The sequence below is a fragment of the Pantoea sp. Ft-CA_14 genome, from assembly GCF_024520875.1.
GTDB classification, from domain to species: Bacteria; Pseudomonadota; Gammaproteobacteria; order Enterobacterales; family Enterobacteriaceae; genus Pantoea; species Pantoea agglomerans.
Window position 1 is genome coordinate 508,004 of sequence record NZ_JALNPM010000001.1, and the last position, 18,737, is coordinate 526,740.

The following is an 18,737-nucleotide window of genomic DNA, read 5'->3' on the forward strand; positions in this document are numbered from 1 at the left end:
GGATTATGAAATCCTCCGTGCCATAAGTTGAGGCGAAAGATCACGCCACCTCTGACATCTCTTGTTAGGCCCTCTTTGTGCGAGGCTTTTTACACCCGGATTTTACATCAGGTGTTAAAAGGCTCGCTGCCTCATGAAAATTTCCCCGCTTTACTGCCCCAACATGAATTTCCTTCATGTTCGTTGAAATTTAATCACTTTTTTTCAACCGGGTGTTGAGGCATAAAGTAAGAATTGTTAATAACTTTGAGTCATATGAATAGTTGTAAAGGGATAGCCACGCTGGATAACCCTTAAAAGCAACAACGCATATCAGCGACCAGGATACCCGATAGCGATGAACAACTTAGCCTTTACCCTCAAGCGCATTCGTTTCGACGAAAACTATAATCCTTCGAAAAATACGCGGGCGACGACTAACTTCGCTAATTTAGCGCGCGGCGAAAAACGTCAGGAAAACCTGCACAACGCCCTGGTGATGATCGACAATCGTTTCAACTCTCTGGCGCACTGGGACAATCCAAAGGGCGACCGCTACTCAGTTGAACTTGAGATTATTTCTGCTGAGCTGAATCTTCGTCCCGGAAGCAGCGACGAATCGTTCCCGGCGATTGAGATTTTAAAAACGCATATCGTGGATCATAAAACCGGTGAGCGCACCGAGGGGATTGTCGGCAATAACTTCTCTTCCTATGTGCGTGATTATGATTTCAGCGTTGTTCTGTCAGAACATAACAAAGGTCAGACTGAATTCAGCCTGCCGGATGATTTTGGTCAGCTGCATGGCAATATTTTCAAAAGTTTCGTGAACTCAGCGGTCTATAAAGAGAACTTCAGTAAATCGCCGGTTATCTGCCTGAGTGTATCGAGCAAAAACACCTACGTGCGCACCGGTAATCAGCATCCGGTATTGGGCATTGAATATCAGCAGGATGAACCTTCCCTGACTGACTTCTATTTCGGAAAAATGGGTCTGAAAGTGCGTTTCTTCATGCCGCAGGGCAGTGTTGCGCCGCTGGCTTTCTATTTCCACGGTGACCTGCTCAGCGATTACACCAATCTCGAGCTGATCAGCACTATCAGCACCATGGAAACCTTCCAGAAGATCTATCGCCCTGAAATTTACAACGCCAATTCTGCGGCGGGACAGTGCTATCAACCCACGCTGCAGCATCAGGATTATTCGTTAACCCGGATTGTTTACGATCGCGAAGAACGCAGCCGCCTGGCCGTCGAACAGGGTAAGTTTACTGACACGCATTTTATTAAGCCGAATCAGACACTTCTCGCGCAATGGTCTGCTGAATTTGTTCTTTGATTAATTAAATATAGAAGGTCACCTGCTATGAAAACCTTATTACCGACATCTACTGCTGGCAGCTTGCCTAAACCCTCCTGGATTGCGCAGCCAGAGGTGCTCTGGTCACCCTGGAAACTGCAGGATGAAGAGTTAGTCGACGGCAAAAGAGATGCGTTGCGTCTGTGTCTGGACGATCAGGTTCGGGCCGGTATTGATATCGTCAGTGATGGCGAGCAGACCCGTCAGCACTTCGTGACGACGTTTATTGAACACCTCAGCGGTGTGGATTTTGAAAAGCGTGAAGTGGTGCGAATCCGTAATCGCTATGATGCGAGCGTCCCGACCGTGGTGGGTGAAGTCTCACGTCAGAAGCCCGTGTTTGTTGAAGATGCGAAAATCCTGCGTAAGCTGACCGATCGTCCTATTAAGTGGGCGTTGCCGGGTCCGATGACGATGATCGATACCCTTTATGACAATCACTATAAAAGCCGCGAAAAACTGGCCTGGGAATTCGCAAAGATTCTGAATCAGGAAGCCAAAGAATTAGAAGCCGCTGGCGTGGATATTATTCAGTTTGATGAGCCTGCGTTTAACGTCTTTTTCGATGAGGTGAACGACTGGGGCATCGCCGCGTTGGAGCGCGCTATCGAAGGTCTGAAGTGTGAAACCGCGGTTCATATCTGCTACGGCTACGGCATTAAAGCGAATACAGACTGGAAGAAAACTCTGGGTACAGAGTGGCGTCAGTACGAAGAGGTCTTCCCTAAATTACAGCGTTCAGCTATCGATATTGTCTCACTGGAGTGTCAGAACTCGCGGGTTCCGATGGATCTGATCGAGCTGATTCGCGGTAAGAAGGTGATGGTCGGTGCCATCGACGTGGCAACCCATACCATTGAGACACCTGAAGAAGTGGCGAATACGCTGCGCAAAGCGCTGCAGTTTGTGGATGCTGAAAATCTCTATCCTTCAACCAACTGCGGCATGATTCCACTGCCGCGTCAGGTTGCCAATGGCAAACTGCATGCGTTAAGTGCGGGCGCTGAGATTGTCCGCAGAGAGATTCTGGGGAGATAGTCCTCACTTCTGCACACTTCAACAGGCTCAGTCCGGACCGCATCATGCGGCCAGTTTTCGGGAATTTTCCGGACTGATCTCATCCGAATTTGTACTTTCTAAAGCGGTGGTCAAAAGAGTTTTCTGCAAAACGGATTACTATTATCACCATCCGATCCCATCTCTGATCACGAGCATCTTTATATTTATCTGTCATTTCTTAAATACATATCCCTAAAGCGTTTGTGTATCGACACCCTGTTTTCGGTAAATCTTTTCAGAAAATGAAGGCTGCTCATGGAAGACTGGCGCTGTGGCTGTTTTCCCTCTCAGGTCCATTGATTGACGAGCTGCCAGAAAAGAGCCGCAGGCTAGGTGACGTCACCAAATCGAATTTTCAAAATGACCCGCTTTTCCTGATGCGATGCAGGATAGCAGGATATTATTTCAGCAAAGGTTTATCCTCTCATTAAGACTTAAGCAGATATATTCACTACATAGTAATAAACGAATAGCCATCGCCTGACGACTTTTACTGCTGCACATGATGTTCCCGGTGCCGGAAATCCGTAAACTTGATTTTATATAGCAGTCACACGGTCATACTTTGAACGTTAACTAATACCATCAGTATGGCGCGCTACCAATAATCGGGATAAGCCGACATTCATTTGCTTTCTGCAAGGAGTTTACCGTGCTGTCTGCGTCTGATTCAGAGTTTAGATGGGAAAATTAAAATTTTCCGTTGCAGAAAAAGATGCTGCTCAATAAAAAAATTTTATTTATTGAAAGTCGATCAAAACCCCCAACTAATAATAAATCAGCTGAACACGCTTCAAGCAGATTATCATAAAAAGTATAGGCTAACCAGAGTTAGCTACTTATTGGTATTTTAACAATCCACTACTTAGTGAGTAATAATGAGATAATCAGAAAAATATAACTATATTAATGAGAACATATATAGGTTACAGAACCTCTATCTTTAACAATGACATCACCATCTGGCGATGCATAAAAAGAGAGGTAGTAAGTTGAGTCATTACTGAGCATTTTTTTAAACGTAATATCTTCTGGAACCGTATCGTTATTTTTCTTAACGGTCTGACCGTAGGTGATAGATTTCACTTTAGCTCCCTGAATTCTATAAGGCATGTCGGAATTAAGGATGTATTCTTTATCGCCGTTTATAACGGTTCCACGATATGTTGATAAACCACTTCCATCGCTATAGTTGAAGCCAATGAAGGAGGCGTAAATTCTATATCCATCCGGATATGCCAGGGTTAGCTCAGACGAGCACGTGTAAATGAGCCTGGTGCTTTTAAAATATGCATAATTAATGCTCGCCGAGAAAATAACCGATGCACAAACTGACCAAACGAAAACTTTATTTGATTTCAACATTTCTTAGCCCGCCAGATGTTTAATAGTCTCACAGGAGTTTTTTTTCTCATTACGAGAGCAGATGCCAAGTGTATATTCTGCGAGTAGCCCAGAGCGAAGAAAGTTACCCTGAAAATAAATGCTTTTATTGCCGTTTTTGCAATTAATTTTATTTACATCAATAACATGCAAGGCATTATCTCTGAGTTGTGCGATGTCATATCCAGCACTCCTGTTAATAATGTAAATCCGGCAGGCTTGAAAATCGAAAGAATCATAAAGGCTTAGTTTTTGTATGCTGAATTCCTGTACATGCTGAAGGTAAAGGCTCCCCATTCCTATAAGGAGTATGAAAGGCAGGATTAACCAGCGATAATTATGAAAAGTTCTATCAGCTCTGCTTTCCTCCACAAGAACATGCATACCCGGACTTCCATCTGAAATTTTCTCACTCTGTAAATCAGACATAGTGTCTTCAGAGGAATTTAAAGTTGACTCGGAGCCTGAAAGTATCGGGCCAGGTGATCTATTATTTTGGCCGCGATTTAACTCAAATATATCAACATCTGCGACAAGTTTAATGCCTATTTTTGGCACGGTAATAATTATATTCTTGCTGTGGCCAAGAGTGGTAATTGCTTTCCTCAGTTCGCTGACTGCCATGTAAACATTGTTATAAGAAGAGGTATAGCCATAATCTTCCCATACTTTTTGAAGAAGCTCATCACGCGTGGAAATTTCATTAACATTACGTATCAGCTCATCAAGTAATCGGGAAGCTGCATTCGATATAAGTATGCTATTCCCATCATGTAAAACCAGGCATAACTCATTGGTTGCGGGTATAAACTTTATACTTTTATTCAAAATAAAATACATAAATACTCCTTGTGAATTCACTCAACTCGCTGAAATCACTGATACATATCTTCTGGGACAAGTCAGTCATCCGGGAACGTGCCTCTACAGATGCATTAATACTATCTTTTTCTTATGCTAAAAACACCCCCGGATACTCGAATAATCTTTTAAATATCATTTATGCAGAATTTTTGTCTTTATTATTGCCTTTTGGTGAAATAAATACCCAATCAAGCTTAAAAAAGTGAGAATTATCTCACTCAAAGTGCCGAGAAAATGATGCTGAAGATTGTAGTGGAGTAGGGTTAACCAGGACCAAATTTTAAACCCATCCTCTATTCGACTGTTTTCACTATCTGAAATGTATAAGCACGACATAGCTATTTAATAAAGGGGAGGTCTCTTCTTCCAATAGAGATTCGGTACAAATTATTAAGCCTGTTAAAAGATAAGGAGCACTCAAAATGGAGTTTATGAATGAATTGATTTTATGGCCAGACTCAAACTTTTACCTTAAAACAGGTCTTTGTGCCCTTGAATCATTATGTATAAATAAAAGCGTCAGGAAAGAGTACTTGTTTGTTGATTTTTCATGTCTCAATATCAGGTGCTTTATTAATGATAAATGGATTATCCTGTTAAAGAAAGCTAAAAGAAAAATAATACTCATCTGTGACAGCGTACTAGAGCCTTTAGCTGAATACTGGAGAATCCGTGAGAGAAAGATTAGCGCTGTGATTTACAGTGATTTTTCTCTGGAAAAAACAATCGGAGTTTTTAATGCGGCTCATTATATTTCACATATTCCTTCAGATAAGAAAATTAACAGATTGGATAAAGTTGAAATAAAATATATTAATCTCTCATTGAAGGGATTAGATCCGATGTGTATTTCTAAAGCACTGTACTTACCAATTAAAAAGGTTTATCAGCTCAAGCCGATGATAAGCCGAAAGTTGGGTAGAGATATAACGAAAGTATTATTCAATCAATGCCCGCCCGTAATTAAGTAGCTCAATAAGTCGCTAATAACTTCATCAGGTGATTACAGCCATGCAAAATTCATTGAAAAGAAAAAAAGCAATATTTTTTATTGTCGCCTCTATGTCTCCCCCTGTTGGGGCAGATGTTATATTCGACGGGGATGTTAATCAAAAAAGTAGTAGTGAATCATTTTCATCCTATGAGGGGGACATAATCGTTGGTGATAAAGATACTTCGGGAGACCACATGTTCCCCTCAGGCACTTTGAAAATCGATAATGCATCCGAGGTTTACGGTAGTCAGAGCCTTTATATTGGTAAGGGGAAGCGTCCAGTGGCAGATTTACTATCAAAGAGGCATGGATAAATGTACAGAACAGTTTCAGAGTTGCTAACGGTAAGGGATCATATGGTGAAATGAACATTCTGGATGGAGCCGGGATTATGGCTTCTGGATCGGGCTCAAGCATTGGCGGCGGGGCTGGCTCTACAGGTATCGTACATGTTGCAGGACTTAACTCAGTATGGAGAATACCTTCGGGAACATTAGTTGTAGGCGAGAATGGAACAGGCAGACTTTATATCAGCCCTGGCAGTGAAGTGACGACACTAACGCTTCGAGTCGCTAATAGAAGTGGTTCTAAAGGCATTATCAATGTCGACGGCGGTGCACTTAAAGTCTGGGGATCTGATTCAATAGGTTATGCCTATGTCGGAGTTAATGGCATAGCTGAGCTGAATGTATTCAATGGGGGAACAGTAACTAATAAATATACGAAAATTGGAGGGGAAGGGGGTGTCGGTATTATTAATGTTTCAGATGCCGGTTCTAGTTTCTTAAGCCACAGGTTTATGACAGTTGGTGCCGAAGATAATGGTACCGGCCTGGTTGCTGTTGAGAATGGCGGAAAGATATTTATTGCATCATACCCTCCTTCGCCTGAAGGAGGATCTCTTATTATTGGAGGTGCTGCTGGTGCAACAGGAAAAGTACATATCACAGGTTTAAATTCGGGGATATATGCTGTAAATGAGAAGACGATTATAGGCAAAGCTGGCAGAGGAAACCTTATCCTTCAAAAGGAAGGAGAATTAGAAAGTGCTGGTATAGTGATTGCTCAGCAGAGTGGTTCAACGGGCGTGTTTGATATTGGTGCTCCTGCAAGGCTATCTGCTGTTTCTGCGGGCAAGCTAAATCCTGATGCTACGATCAGCTTTGGAGAGGGTGAAGGCAGGCTAAATTTTAACCATACTGAAAGTGAATACCTGTTTGCAAATCTCATTCAGGGTAAAGGTACTGTTGAAAATAATAATGGTACGACTGTTTTCACAGCACCAAATACGTGGGAGGGTGCTACTAAAATTTCAGGTGGTATTCTGCAGGCGGGCACAGAAAATACCTTCAGCCCTAATGCTACTTACGATGTGGGATCCTCTGGCACATTAAATCTCAATGGCTATAACCAAACGATTGGCAGCCTGACAAATGCCGGCAAAGTAATCGTGTCGGCTAATCAGCCTGGAACAACCTTGAAAGTAAATGGCAATTATATTGGCAATAACGGCTTACTCGTTTTCGGTACAACGCTGGGAGGTGATGATTCAATTTCCGATCGGCTCCTTATATCAGGAGATACCACCGGCACTTCCCGCGTTGCTGTAACTAATCTCGGTGGAAACGGAGCGCAAACCCTCAATGGAATCGAACTGATCACTGTAGGCGGCAAGTCATCAGGGGAATTTGTCCAGCAAGGCCGAATCGTTGCTGGAGCATTTGAATATCATCTGACCCGAGGGAAGAACGACGAAACATCAAACTGGTATTTATCTAACTATAAAGATGATGTCGGTGGTAGCGGGTCTGGTGGAGACAACGAAGGAAACGGTATAGATTCAGGTAGCAATGAAGCTGGTAGCGGGTCTGGCGGAGGCAACGAAGGAAACGGTATAGATTCAGATAACAATGAAGATGGCGTCGGTAGTGCAGGCAGCGGCAGTAACGAAGGTCAAAATGGCGACTCAGATAGCGGAAGCCACGAAGGGAATATCGACGGCGGAGTCACTGAGAGCGGTGAAGACAATGCCGGGATTGATGCTAATAAAATCCAGCTTCTTCGCCCGGAGGGGGGCGTTTATTCAGCCAGTTTGATCGCCGCTGACACTATGTTCCGCTCAAACCTGAGCGACAGGCTTGGGGAAACGGAATATACAGATAACATTACAGGCGAAGATAAAAGCACCAGTCTATGGATTAAAAACAGGGGTAGTCATTCCCGTTATACCGATAAATCAGGACAGCTGAAAACCCGATCCAATAGTTACACGCTATTAATGGGGGGGGATATGGCAAGATTTAATTCAGATAATGGCTCCTCGTTACGCATCGGTGCGCTGGCAGGATATGGCTACAGCCATATACGTTCCGGTTCCATATTGTCAGGTTATAGCGCGCGAGGCATCGTTAAGGGGTACACGCTTGGTCTTTACTCTACCTGGTTCGGTGATGGTTCAAGCGAACATGGTCCTTACCTTGATGCTTTGCTGCAATACAGCTGGTTTAATAACACAATTAATGGTGAAGGACTCAGTGCTGAGAAATATGATTCTAAAGGCCTGAACATCACCTTCGAGACGGGTTATGTAATTGCTATGGGTAACTTAGGTCGTCATGAAGAATTGAACTGGTACGTTCAGCCGCTGATCAGTGCTACATGGTCTGGTATTCGTAGCGATACACACCACGAATCTAACGGCACAGAAATACGAGGTGATGGAAATGACAATATCACTACCCGGCTGGCATTGAAGTCTTTCCTTAAAGGTCATAGTACTCTGGATGAAGGAAAACAGCGCAATTTTAAGCCATTTGTTGAAACATCATGGATACATAATACAGAATTACGTGGCATCACCATGGATGGCGTTACTGTTAGTCAGGCTGGCACCCGAAATATTGGGGAGCTAAAACTTGGTGTTGAGGGACGAATTGCTCCGGAACTTAACCTGACCGGCTATGTATCACAGAAAATGGGAGGTAAGGGGTATTCTGAGTCGCAGGCTATGTTAGGCCTGAAATTTAGTTTTTAAATCAGAAAAGCTCTATTACAGTAATCAGATTATTGATTCATAGGAACTATACAATCTGATTACTGGTTTCCTGTTCGTATTAGTTATTTTCCTGCACTATCTTTAACACTCCCTATGCCGACTAAAATGCTTCTGCAATTTATAGCACAATAATACTCAGGGTTGAATAAACTCATGAGTGTTAAATCAAGGAGAATCTACAGCAGGCATAACAAAACCAACCTTTCCCGGAACCGTTCTAAGGCACTTCCTTATCTTCCCTTTAACCAAATGCAATACAGAGACAATGCGAAAACCTGTGTTACGCCTTCCCAGCATATAAAGTACTTTTCAGTTCGGAATCAACCTGTCATATCAGAGTAATGTTCTTTATTTATCTTTATTAATAATATAAATCACTAAAATAAGTGATTTGCGTTAGGATGATTGCACCTTCTGAGAGACATAGATTCATCTGCAAAACCTCTGAATGGAGCAGTTAATGAAACATTTAATAAAACCAAATCTGTGTTGCATACGCTGTTCGCGCAAATGCCTTATTACACCGTACACAGATGTACTCATAGGTAGATGTGAAATTCAGAAGTTCACTGTATGGCCGGGTAATAATAATTATTTAATTGAGGGGTTGAAATCTTCATTCCCACAGAAAAAAGAAAGTACTCTACTGCGAAATATCGTTTTTGTGGATTTCTCTATCTATAACTTGCGATATTTCACTAACAGTTATTGGCTGGAGAACCTGAAGAAAACCGGATTGGTAATCATCCTTGTTTGTGATGATAAAATGATATCACTTGCTAATTTCTGGTCCGAGAATGATATGTCTGTAAATAAAATGCTTCACCGGGGGAGTAACATCGATAATATCAATGAGGTCATCTGCAGTAATCGTATCCACACGGAGGGAGGTGAAAGTAAAAGAATTATTTCGCTAAATGAAAATGAAATGAAATTTCTCGATCTGACATTTCAAGGTTGTGCGCTTTCAGCCATGCCCAAGGTAATGTCCCTTGGCAAAAAGAAAGTTTACAACATAAAACAATCTATCCACCGCAAAATGGGCGCTGATCTTCATCAGCTCATTTGCATCTAATAGACTTTTAAAGGTGATAAAGAAATGAAAATTAAATTAAATAAAGCATGCCTTTCCCTGTTTATTTGTGGAGCGCTGTCCGCCGGATCAGCTTATTCTGCTTCAGATAACACAATCAATTTCCAGGGAGAAGTATCTGATGAAACCTGCTCCGTTACAGTTAACGGCAATGCAGCATCGCCTGTAGTTTTAATGCCGACAGTGAGTAAATCTGATCTTACAACAAGTGGCGCTACTGCGGGACTGACAGCATTTACGGTAGGACTTAGCGGTTGCACGGGTGATAGCACCGCATCTACCAAAATTTCTACAGTCTTCATTGGTAATAATGTAAGTTCCTCTGGCAATCTGATTAATAGTGGTACAGCGCAAAATGTTGAAGTTCAGCTGCTGGACACTAAGGATGCCGTCATCGATCTTACAAGTGGTTTTAATGGTAGCGGCGATTTGACTCTTGAACCTGGTGCTACTGAAACTTCAGCAGATTATAGTGCACAATATTATTCTACAGGTGGTACTACCGCAGGTACTGTTGCGGCTTCGCTTCAATATGCAGTGACTTACCAGTAATTAATTATGATGCGCATTATATAATGCGCATCGTTTTTGCACTGAGAAAAAAGAATGAAAAAACTCAATCCTACTAATTATTGTGCTCGTGCGATATTTTTAATTTTATCGTTATTAACTAGTCATGCATACGGCAGTGTTACTATTTTAGGAAGTAGGATAATTTATCCAGAAAAATCTGGTTCGGTGGATGTACTGTTAAAAAACAATGACGATATACCTTATGTCATTCAGACCTGGTTTGATGATGGAGATACTGATTCTCAACCGCAAAAACAAAATAATGCGATTTTTATTTCATCACCTCCTGTATTTCGTATTCAGCCACGCTCAGGTCAAATCATCAGAGTGATCTTTTCATCCAGTAGAAAATTAGCAACCGACAGGGAGACGCTTGGGTGGTTCAATATGCTACAGATACCACCTTCAAATCTGGATGATTCAAAAAATAAAAACGCTATGTTAGTTATAGTCCGAAATCGAATAAAAACATTTTACAGGCCTGCTGCTATCGGTAACCCCGGGAATATTCTCAACAACCTGAAGTTAACTTATGTGTACGATTTAAAAAAAGGAGGTGGCGTCGAAATTGAAAATCCTCAGCCATGGCATGCATCAATCGTTGATATTAAAGCAAATATTAATAGTGGAACCTATAAAAGTGATGCTGAGATGATTCCACCGTTTTCAAAAAAAACGTTTTGGTTCAACTCTTCAAAATTGCGTCCTAACGACAATGGCGAAGTAATCGTAGCAGCGATTAATGATCAAGGAGCAAGATTAAGTGAAAGATATAACATTAATCACAAATAATAAAAAACTTGCTATATTCTCATTTATTTTTACTTTCTGCACTTCCAAAGTAGGTCATTGCGATGATTATTTTTTTGATTCATCTATGTTCAAAGGTACTGCCTATGGGAAAAATATTGACCAATTTAACCATGATGCAACGCCTTCAGGTAATTATATTGTTGATATCTATCTGAACGGGAATCTTGTTTCATCCCAGGAAAAAGTTAATTTTACAGAAAGTCACGATAGTAAAGGTGCACAGCCTTGCCTGACACCACAACAAATGCAGAAACTTCAGTTAAAAATCACTGATAAAGACATAGCCACTCATGCGTGCAGGAGCCTGGTAAAATGGTCTGAAAAGGGAGGCTGGGAGTTTGATCAAGCCTCACTTCGTTTACAACTCACGATCCCCATGACGGAGTTAAATAGAAAACCCCGAGGTTACATACCTCCATCAGAGTGGGATAAAGGAATTACAGCGTTATTTTTTAGACATAATACTAACTTTACATGGACCAATAATACTGATTCTGATTTTGAATATAAGTACCTTTGGAGTGGCATTACAGCAGGCACTAACTTAGGCAAATGGCAACTGCGTCATCAAGGAAATTTTCGTTATATTGATGCCAGCACGGGCAGCAGTGCATATGATTATAACTCTGTTAGAACATGGATACAGCGTCCACTTGAAAATTTCAATAGTCAGATTTCCATTGGTGACAATTACACTGATAATTCTCTGTTTGGCAGTTTATCTTTTAATGGGATTAAACTGGCCACCGACGAAAGAATGTGGCCGCAGGGTAAGCGCGGTTATGCCCCTGAAGTGCATGGTGTTGCATTATCAAACGCCCGTGTGGTTGTTAAGCAGCTTGACAAGGTAGTTTACGAAGTAAATGTTCCACCCGGCCCATTCATTATTGATGATTTATATAACACGCGCAGCCAGGGTGACCTTAAAGTTGAAGTTATCGAGGCAAATGGTAAAAGTTCTACATTCATTGTCCCGTATTCTTCAGTCCCTGATTCTGTTCGTCCAGGCACCTGGCATTATTCGGCTTCATTAGGCCGCGTAAGACAATTTTATTCAGTTGAAAATGAATTTTTTGAGGGGATTTTGCAGAGAGGCTTAAGCAACAGCATTACCGGAACGGCTGGCTCCAGACTGGCTAAGGACTATCAGGCATGGCTGGTTGGGGGAGTCTGGTCAACCAGCGCGGGAGCAATTGGCGTTAATAGTACTTTTTCAAATGCAAAAGTCGAAAATGATGAGACTCTGAGAGGGTGGCGAGGAGAAGTTAGCTACAGCAAAACATTCCAGACTAAGACCAATTTAGTTCTTGCTGCCTATCGTTACTCTACCAGCGGATTCAGGGATCTACAGGATGTACTTGGTGTTAGACGTCAGAGTCACTCGAATATTGATTACTATTCCGATACGTTGCATCAGCGGAATCGTCTGTCTGCCACAGTTAGTCAGTCCATGGATAATCTTGGTTTACTTAGCCTGAGTGCGAGTACTTCTGACTACTATAATAATCAATCACGCATCACTCAGTTACAATTAGGCTACAACAATAACTGGAAAAAAATCAGTTATGGCTTAAATTTCGGACGACAAAGAACATCCTGGAATTATAGCAGAAGTCGTCTCGATTTTGATAAAAATCAGGATGACAGTCGACGTGAAAAATACACCGAAAATACGTTTTCTTTTAATGTTTCTGTACCGCTGGACTGGGGTAGAAGCCTTTCCTCTGTTTCATATAATTATAATCAATCAAAGGAAACCCGCTCATCCATTGTTTCTACTACAGGATCGCTTGGTGAAAACAGGGAACTATCATACTCAGTATATGCAGGCACAGATCATGCGCGTAGTTCATCAGATGGAGATACAACAACATTTGGTGCCAATATGCAACAGAATAACCGCATAGGTAGCTTACGTGCGAATTATGGTCAAGGTGATCACTACCGACAGGCTGGCTTAGGAATGAGTGGAACAGTGTTGATTCATAAAGGTGGCATCACGGCAGGGCCTTACACTAATGATACTTTCGCTCTGATTCATGCAGAAGGTGCGGAAGGCGCAGAGGTTCAAAATGGTCAAGGTGCTGTGGTAGATAGTTACGGATACGCAATTTTACCTTCACTAACGCCATATCGCACAAACGATGTAAGTTTGAATACTTTGAAAATGAACCCTGATGCAGAATTAAGCGGCGGAAGCAAGCGAGTCGTTCCCTATGCGGGTGCTATTGCCAAAGTTAACTTCTCCACTATAAGGGGAAAAGCACTCCTTATTAGCCTTGTTACTGAAGCAGGCGATACGCCTCCTATGGGTGCTGAAGTTCATGATGCAGAAAGTAATTTAATAGGTGTCATAGGGCAAGGTGGGCAGCTTTATGCAAGGGTACCGAATAATTCAGGAACATTAAGAGTTGACTGGGAAGATAATGAAAAGAAACGTTGTCTGGTCAGTTATCAGCTTGATAGATCCATGAATGAGTCAATTATTCATCTCAATCGCACGTGTAAAAAGGCGTAGATTATGAAAAAAGAAAAAATGATTATTTCATTATTATGTTCTTTTTTTGGTTTTAGTTTTCCTGCTTTGTCTAATTGCATAAAAGTAACAAGTACATCATCTCTTTCTGCTCAGGCGATATCAGCAGGATATACCGCATCGCCATGGACTGGGGCGTGCGATACTTGCTCTGGGAATTTAGGTTTACCTTCAGTAGTCAGCCTTAGCAGTGGTTCTTTCCAGCCATCAGGTACTCTTCTGGCGAGTTCTGTTGCTAGCTTTATTAACTCAGCAAGCAATAAAAGTTACAGCCCAAACCAGATTCTTTTCAGATGTGAACTTAATGACAGTGATAGTCTCTATGAAATGTATGCTACAAATGGTGATAGCACATATGCTGGCAGAAATGCTGTATCAGAATTAGACGGCGCGTATTTCGATGTGGCTAAAAATGTCGCTGTGCGCATGACAAATGTGGCGACGGGTGAGTATTACAGCCGGTTCTGGAAAGCCAGAAGACTCAATGCTGATAGCTGGTATTCTGATGAAAAATATATCTATGTACCTGCAAGTGCTTTCAGTGATGTCTTATACGAAATGTTTAAAATCGATGCGACTAATTATTATATGAATGGTGCCAGCAGATATGTCGATCTTATGACACAGCCGCGTGGCTACATAGCTTTTAAGGGACCAGGTCTCGCGACTAACAACCTTTCTCCTGGTCAGGATAGCGCCAGTAACTTCCCAGGATTCTATGATATATGGCCAGCTGCGTGGAGTACTTATAAAGATGTTACTTACATCCGTGGGGCGCTTTGTGAGGTTTTAGATTATCCTTCACTGGTTATATTACCCCCGATTAGTGTTGGTGCATTACGTGGTGGCGGAAGTAGTCAGACCCCATTCAACATTAGTCTGCAATGTGATGCCGGAGCGGTTTCTGATACGAACAACTCAACAAGTAGTTCAGCAAACGTAGCAATGGGTTTTTTAGTTAATCAGGCAAGTGCAGTTCGTCAGGCTAATAATCTTGGACTGGTAAATAGCGGTGGGGGTCTGACCTGGCTTCTTGACACTAATTATGGTAGTGGAGGTGTCGCGTCAGGGGTTGGAATAAAAATTTATGATAAAACTGGTACACCTATCAATCTTCTGCCTGAGCAAGGTAGTAAAGGTTCCGGTAATATCCGAGGCTGGTATGCCTATAAAGATCTTACCTCATTAGTATCTTCTGATTATGCAGAAATTTATAGTGGTGACTTTACTGCATCACTTGAAGCTATCAGCGGGCAGAATGTTTCGTCAGGTACAGTCAATGCGCAATTACAAGTTGTTATCAGTTTTCAGTAATGTTTTTATAGCCGCTACTTTTATTTTAAGTTTAGAATCTTTTGCAGCGGTTAATGTTGATAAAACACGTCTGATTTTTAATTCTTCAGATATGACTCAAACTATTAATCTATATAACAATAGTTCAAGTCCTGCTGTTGTTCAACTATGGACTGATGATCAGGATATCAATGTTTCTCCTGATGAAAGCAAAACACCGGTGATCGTGTTGCCGCCAGTATTGAAGATACTACCTAATGAAAAACGTTCTTTGCGTGTCATACTGACGACCAGGAAAGAGTTGACGTCAGATCGTGAATCTCTTTATTGGCTAAATATTTATCAAATACCATCAATTATTAAGTCAAAAGACAGAAATATGAATAAGATCTTTTTCCCGTTGCGTTTGAGGTTGAAAGTTTTTGTCCGTCCTGCTCATTTAGGATCACCTTCATTTGATGATATGCAAAAGTTGAAGTTTATAAAAAGAGGAGCTGAGTTAAGGGTTGTCAACCCTACCGCATGGTATGCATCCTTGAATGTCAGTATTCCTGGGTTCAAAAAAATAAGTAAAATCATGATCGGTCCGCTTGCTGAAGCGTCAATCCAGACAGAAAGAGAAATAACAGAAGATAAAATAAATTATGAAGTTATAGGTGATAGTGGGTTCTCTGTTATGCATACTACAAAAATCACTTCACTTTATGATTCTCTTAAATAAAATGCAATTAATAAGGCAACACTCGGAGGTTGTAATGCAAAATAATCTTTATCATGGTATGACTGAAACAGAACTGGATGAAGCTTACAACAATACTGCAATTGTCAAAGATTTCGATGGATTATTAAAAAAACTACAAGCGAGAAGTCGTGCGCTCTACAAAAAGTATCACTGGATCCGTGATCGGTCTTATGGCCGTAAGCCCCGGCAACGCTACGACTTCCTGTCATCTGGTATAAAAAACTCGCCTACTTATATTTTTATACATGGTGGGTATTGGACAAATTGTAATAAAGAAGATTTTGCCTTTATTGCGCAGGGACCTCACGCAAACGGCATGAATGTCATTTTGGCTGAATATACTCTTGCACCTGATGCAACAATGACAGAAATCGTTAATGAAATCGGGCACCTGATTAAGAAAATCAAAGACGATCAGGATTTCCTAGGGGTACGCGATAGTCCGCTATACCTGGCTGGTCATTCCGCAGGTGGACATCTTGCCGCACTTTACCGCTCACATCATGCTATATCCAGGGTACATATGATCAGTGCACTCGTGGATCTTAATCCGATAAGTATGTGTTGGTTGCAAGATAAATTAAAGTTAACGCCTGTAGAAATAAAATTATATAGCCCACTTTTTCATCTGGAAAAAGGTGCTCCAACGCTGGTTTCGGTTGGTGGCGATGAGTTACCTGAACTTATAAGGCAGTCAAGCTGTTATGCAGACGAATTAGTCAGGATTGATAAATCAGTGAAAATGTTTACTCTTCCCATGGCAACCCATTTCACCATATTAGATGATTTAGCTAATCCTGATGGGTTTCTTATGAAGCAATTCATGACTCTGAAAAAACCGGGCACTCCTAAAATATACTAACTTATTAGGCTGTAGTAATAATTTCGGTTTTTATGCAATTTTATCTATTCGCATTTTTAAAAGGCTACAACATGAAGTTAAAACTCTCACGCCGTAAATTACTAAGAAGTATTCCTTTACTGACGGGTAGCGCTTTTTTATCACATTCGTTACTTAATAATGTTTATGCTACGAGCGGTTCGTCTGTTTATAACAACTCATCAGTAACTGAAAATTTATTTAATGCAGGGGCTTCATTAAACAAAACTCTTATAACCTATTTTCAGGTGCCTATGCAAAAACGTTTGAGGGTCAATGAAAAAGAGATACAGGGAAAACCCTATTCGCACTTCTTTAACAGCAGACTTGATGCTCCACTCGAAATGGTTACTTCTCTGGAAAAGGGTCCATTAGCAAAAAATCACATCCTGCCTCCGACAATTGAGGGGCTAAAGGTTTTATTAGAAGATTTCGATAAGTATCCACCATCCGGATACGGTGTAGTTGAAGATGGGCCATGTGCTTATGCGCAAAGCCAGCATCTCTTTCCTGGAGTAACGACGGATATGTTCAGGTGGTGGTTTACCTGGCATCCAGTTGAAAGTGAGCGTTATTATCTGTGGTTCCCTCATGCACATGTTCATAATTCTGTTGCAGATCCTAAGCGATTAGCTGATAGCAGTCTGAGTTATGATAAGCGCATATACGGAAACCCTAATCACATAATTGAATATATCGGTGAGAACTATCTCGATGGAATTATTAATTTTGACGCTCCGGAAAGCCTGGGTTTAGATAGTGAACTACTGAGACGAAACAATTTCACCTTTAACGCTAGTGGCATAATTACCCCTTATGATCATCGCTTAACACCACTGGTCATGATGATTCATCTTGGGCGTGATACTCCAGCTGGTATGCAAATGATAAACCGTTACTGGATAGGGACACATCCGTCGTGGAATCGCTTTTCAAATTTTCCAAACGGAGCAAAGCTTTCTGAAGAATACATTACCAGGGCAGGTATGAACGCGGAATCGTTAGAGTTATTTGCATATGAAATGGCAGTGCATGATATGACAGAATTTACGTCGCTGGGACGCTTCCTGCCTCATATTTATAAGGAATTTGCCTGATAACAGATAAGACAGGAAAATATCAGACGACAGCGAATATGAAAGATTCCATGAGTATTTTTGTGTTTTGCCGGGGCCTCTGTCCCGGTTTTTTTACCTTCTCTGTTTAACCGATTATATTGAATATGTGCCATAACGAACTTAAGAACTTCAGTGTATTTTACCCACCATCGACTGCAAAGACCTGCGTAATTCCATGGGTCAAAAGCTTCATTAATTATCCCCCGGACGATATTTATGGAGTCAAAACTATTTCATTTTTAATCAGCAACTCTTATTTTTAAATATAGCCCTGCTGATACCGGTAATCGCTGCTTTTAAAAAGTTATCAGCCATTATGTTCTTCCTCCAATCGAGTCATTTTTTACGTATCACTTGTTTGTGTACGTCACTGGTTAATCAGGCAGGCCGGAGTACGATAACGGCATATCGACAGCCCTGAGTCGTTTTATTTCTGAACACGCAGTCAGCCGGATCGCCCAGTTCCAGACAGTCGCCAGCAGCCATCTCATAGGTGCTGGTACCTGCTTCAAAAGTCAGTGTCCCTTCAATTACCCATATCAGCTGGCGTCTTGAAACATAGGAGATTGCCGGCATCGGCACAGCGGTATTTGCCGGCAATTCGACACTGACCAGATCGACCGGCATCTCGCCCGGTGAAACGTGGCGACGCAGATAGCCGGTTTCCGGATCCTGCCACACCGGCTGATTTTCATGCCTGACCAGCGTCCCGGTTTGCACTTCAGTCTGAGCAAGCAGCTGTGAGATAGTCATATCAAACGAGCCTGAGAGGCGCGCTAACAGAACCGCCGTCGGGCTGCTCTCCCCACGCTCAATCTTATGGATCATCGCCCGTGAAACGCCTGAGTTATCAGCCAGCTCGGTAAGTGACCAGCCGCGTTTTTCCCTTTCCTCTTTTACCTTCTGACCGATGCGGAAGTTCAGGTTGTCTTCTTTGCTGGACTTTTTATCTAACATAATGGATAACTATCATAGTGAACAATTCATCTACTTTA

Annotated in this window: 15 protein-coding genes and 1 pseudogene; 13 read left to right on the forward strand and 3 right to left on the reverse strand. The window is 41.7% G+C overall.

Annotated features, from left to right (window positions below; genetic code table 11):
• Positions 1-337: 337 nt before the first annotated feature.
• Positions 338-1,318, forward strand: a complete 981-nt coding sequence (locus NR195_RS02500) for a DUF1852 domain-containing protein (protein WP_256844043.1) — start codon at positions 338-340, stop codon at positions 1,316-1,318.
• Positions 1,319-1,345: 27 nt separating this feature from the next.
• The gene (locus tag NR195_RS02505) at positions 1,346-2,377 is read left to right on the forward strand and encodes a methionine synthase (RefSeq protein WP_062759120.1); all 1,032 of its coding nucleotides are present in this window, start codon (positions 1,346-1,348) and stop codon (positions 2,375-2,377) included.
• Positions 2,378-3,304: 927 nt separating this feature from the next.
• Here the strand turns inward: NR195_RS02505 and NR195_RS02510 are convergent.
• Positions 3,305-3,484 carry a hypothetical protein gene (locus NR195_RS02510; RefSeq protein ID WP_187514055.1) on the reverse strand — a complete coding sequence of 60 codons (180 nt, stop codon included), beginning with the start codon at positions 3,482-3,484 and terminating at the stop codon, positions 3,305-3,307.
• Positions 3,485-3,766: 282 nt separating this feature from the next.
• Positions 3,767-4,621 carry a transcriptional regulator gene (locus NR195_RS02515; protein ID WP_256844044.1) on the reverse strand — a complete coding sequence of 285 codons (855 nt, stop codon included), beginning with the start codon at positions 4,619-4,621 and terminating at the stop codon, positions 3,767-3,769.
• Between the two features lie 446 nt (positions 4,622-5,067).
• Between NR195_RS02515 and NR195_RS02520 the strand changes: the two genes are divergently transcribed.
• The 11 genes and pseudogenes from NR195_RS02520 (at position 5,068) to NR195_RS02570 (ending at position 17,721) form a co-directional block, all read left to right on the forward strand.
• Positions 5,068-5,616, forward strand: coding sequence for a hypothetical protein (locus NR195_RS02520; RefSeq protein ID WP_062759125.1), 549 nt, complete (start codon positions 5,068-5,070; stop codon positions 5,614-5,616).
• Positions 5,617-5,656: 40 nt separating this feature from the next.
• Positions 5,657-5,953: a hypothetical protein gene (locus NR195_RS02525; protein ID WP_256844045.1), complete on the forward strand. Its 297-nt coding sequence runs from the start codon at positions 5,657-5,659 to the stop codon at positions 5,951-5,953.
• A gap of 107 nt (positions 5,954-6,060) precedes the next feature.
• Positions 6,061-8,673 (forward strand): annotated as a pseudogene (locus NR195_RS02530) (autotransporter outer membrane beta-barrel domain-containing protein); the annotation flags it as partial.
• Between the two features lie 481 nt (positions 8,674-9,154).
• Positions 9,155-9,769, forward strand: a complete 615-nt coding sequence (locus NR195_RS02535) for a hypothetical protein (protein WP_163799999.1) — start codon at positions 9,155-9,157, stop codon at positions 9,767-9,769.
• A gap of 24 nt (positions 9,770-9,793) precedes the next feature.
• The gene (locus tag NR195_RS02540; protein ID WP_073970676.1) at positions 9,794-10,339 is read left to right on the forward strand and encodes a fimbrial protein; all 546 of its coding nucleotides are present in this window, start codon (positions 9,794-9,796) and stop codon (positions 10,337-10,339) included.
• A gap of 54 nt (positions 10,340-10,393) precedes the next feature.
• A complete protein-coding gene (locus NR195_RS02545; protein WP_256844047.1) occupies positions 10,394-11,152 on the forward strand; it encodes a fimbria/pilus periplasmic chaperone in 759 nt (252 codons plus the stop codon).
• Positions 11,124-13,691 carry a fimbrial outer membrane usher protein gene (locus NR195_RS02550; RefSeq protein WP_372340744.1) on the forward strand — a complete coding sequence of 856 codons (2,568 nt, stop codon included), beginning with the start codon at positions 11,124-11,126 and terminating at the stop codon, positions 13,689-13,691. The genes NR195_RS02545 and NR195_RS02550 overlap by 29 nt, the downstream gene beginning before the upstream one ends.
• 18 nt (positions 13,692-13,709) lie before the next feature.
• The gene (gene stbD, locus NR195_RS02555) at positions 13,710-15,023 is read left to right on the forward strand and encodes a fimbrial usher protein StbD (protein WP_228312792.1); all 1,314 of its coding nucleotides are present in this window, start codon (positions 13,710-13,712) and stop codon (positions 15,021-15,023) included.
• Entirely contained in the window at positions 14,989-15,723 is a 735-nt protein-coding gene (locus NR195_RS02560; protein WP_256844048.1) for a fimbria/pilus periplasmic chaperone, read from the forward strand. Before stbD ends, NR195_RS02560 begins: the two co-directional genes overlap by 35 nt.
• Positions 15,724-15,757: 34 nt before the next feature.
• Positions 15,758-16,606, forward strand: a complete 849-nt coding sequence (locus NR195_RS02565) for an alpha/beta hydrolase (protein WP_010670712.1) — start codon at positions 15,758-15,760, stop codon at positions 16,604-16,606.
• Between the two features lie 71 nt (positions 16,607-16,677).
• Positions 16,678-17,721, forward strand: coding sequence for a DAPG hydrolase family protein (locus NR195_RS02570; protein WP_256844049.1), 1,044 nt, complete (start codon positions 16,678-16,680; stop codon positions 17,719-17,721).
• Between the two features lie 399 nt (positions 17,722-18,120).
• On the opposite strand, the gene NR195_RS02575 is transcribed toward NR195_RS02570, so the two are convergent.
• Positions 18,121-18,699 (reverse strand): XRE family transcriptional regulator, encoded by a 579-nt coding sequence (locus NR195_RS02575; protein WP_052271222.1) that lies wholly within the window; start codon positions 18,697-18,699, stop codon positions 18,121-18,123.
• Between the last annotated feature and the right edge of the window lie 38 nt (positions 18,700-18,737).

Coding starts and splice junctions, on each gene's coding strand:
- NR195_RS02545 (WP_256844047.1), top strand. CDS start 10,394: ATGAAAAAACTCAATCCTACTAATTATTGTGCTCGTGCGATATTTTTA.
- NR195_RS02525 (WP_256844045.1), top strand. CDS start 5,657: ATGCAAAATTCATTGAAAAGAAAAAAAGCAATATTTTTTATTGTCGCC.
- NR195_RS02540 (WP_073970676.1), top strand. CDS start 9,794: ATGAAAATTAAATTAAATAAAGCATGCCTTTCCCTGTTTATTTGTGGA.
- NR195_RS02570 (WP_256844049.1), top strand. CDS start 16,678: ATGAAGTTAAAACTCTCACGCCGTAAATTACTAAGAAGTATTCCTTTA.
- NR195_RS02515 (WP_256844044.1), bottom strand. CDS start 4,621: ATGTATTTTATTTTGAATAAAAGTATAAAGTTTATACCCGCAACCAAT.
- NR195_RS02560 (WP_256844048.1), top strand. CDS start 14,989: ATGCGCAATTACAAGTTGTTATCAGTTTTCAGTAATGTTTTTATAGCC.
- NR195_RS02520 (WP_062759125.1), top strand. CDS start 5,068: ATGGAGTTTATGAATGAATTGATTTTATGGCCAGACTCAAACTTTTAC.
- NR195_RS02505 (WP_062759120.1), top strand. CDS start 1,346: ATGAAAACCTTATTACCGACATCTACTGCTGGCAGCTTGCCTAAACCC.
- NR195_RS02575 (WP_052271222.1), bottom strand. CDS start 18,699: ATGTTAGATAAAAAGTCCAGCAAAGAAGACAACCTGAACTTCCGCATC.
- stbD (WP_228312792.1), top strand. CDS start 13,710: ATGATTATTTCATTATTATGTTCTTTTTTTGGTTTTAGTTTTCCTGCT.
- NR195_RS02535 (WP_163799999.1), top strand. CDS start 9,155: ATGAAACATTTAATAAAACCAAATCTGTGTTGCATACGCTGTTCGCGC.
- NR195_RS02565 (WP_010670712.1), top strand. CDS start 15,758: ATGCAAAATAATCTTTATCATGGTATGACTGAAACAGAACTGGATGAA.
- NR195_RS02500 (WP_256844043.1), top strand. CDS start 338: ATGAACAACTTAGCCTTTACCCTCAAGCGCATTCGTTTCGACGAAAAC.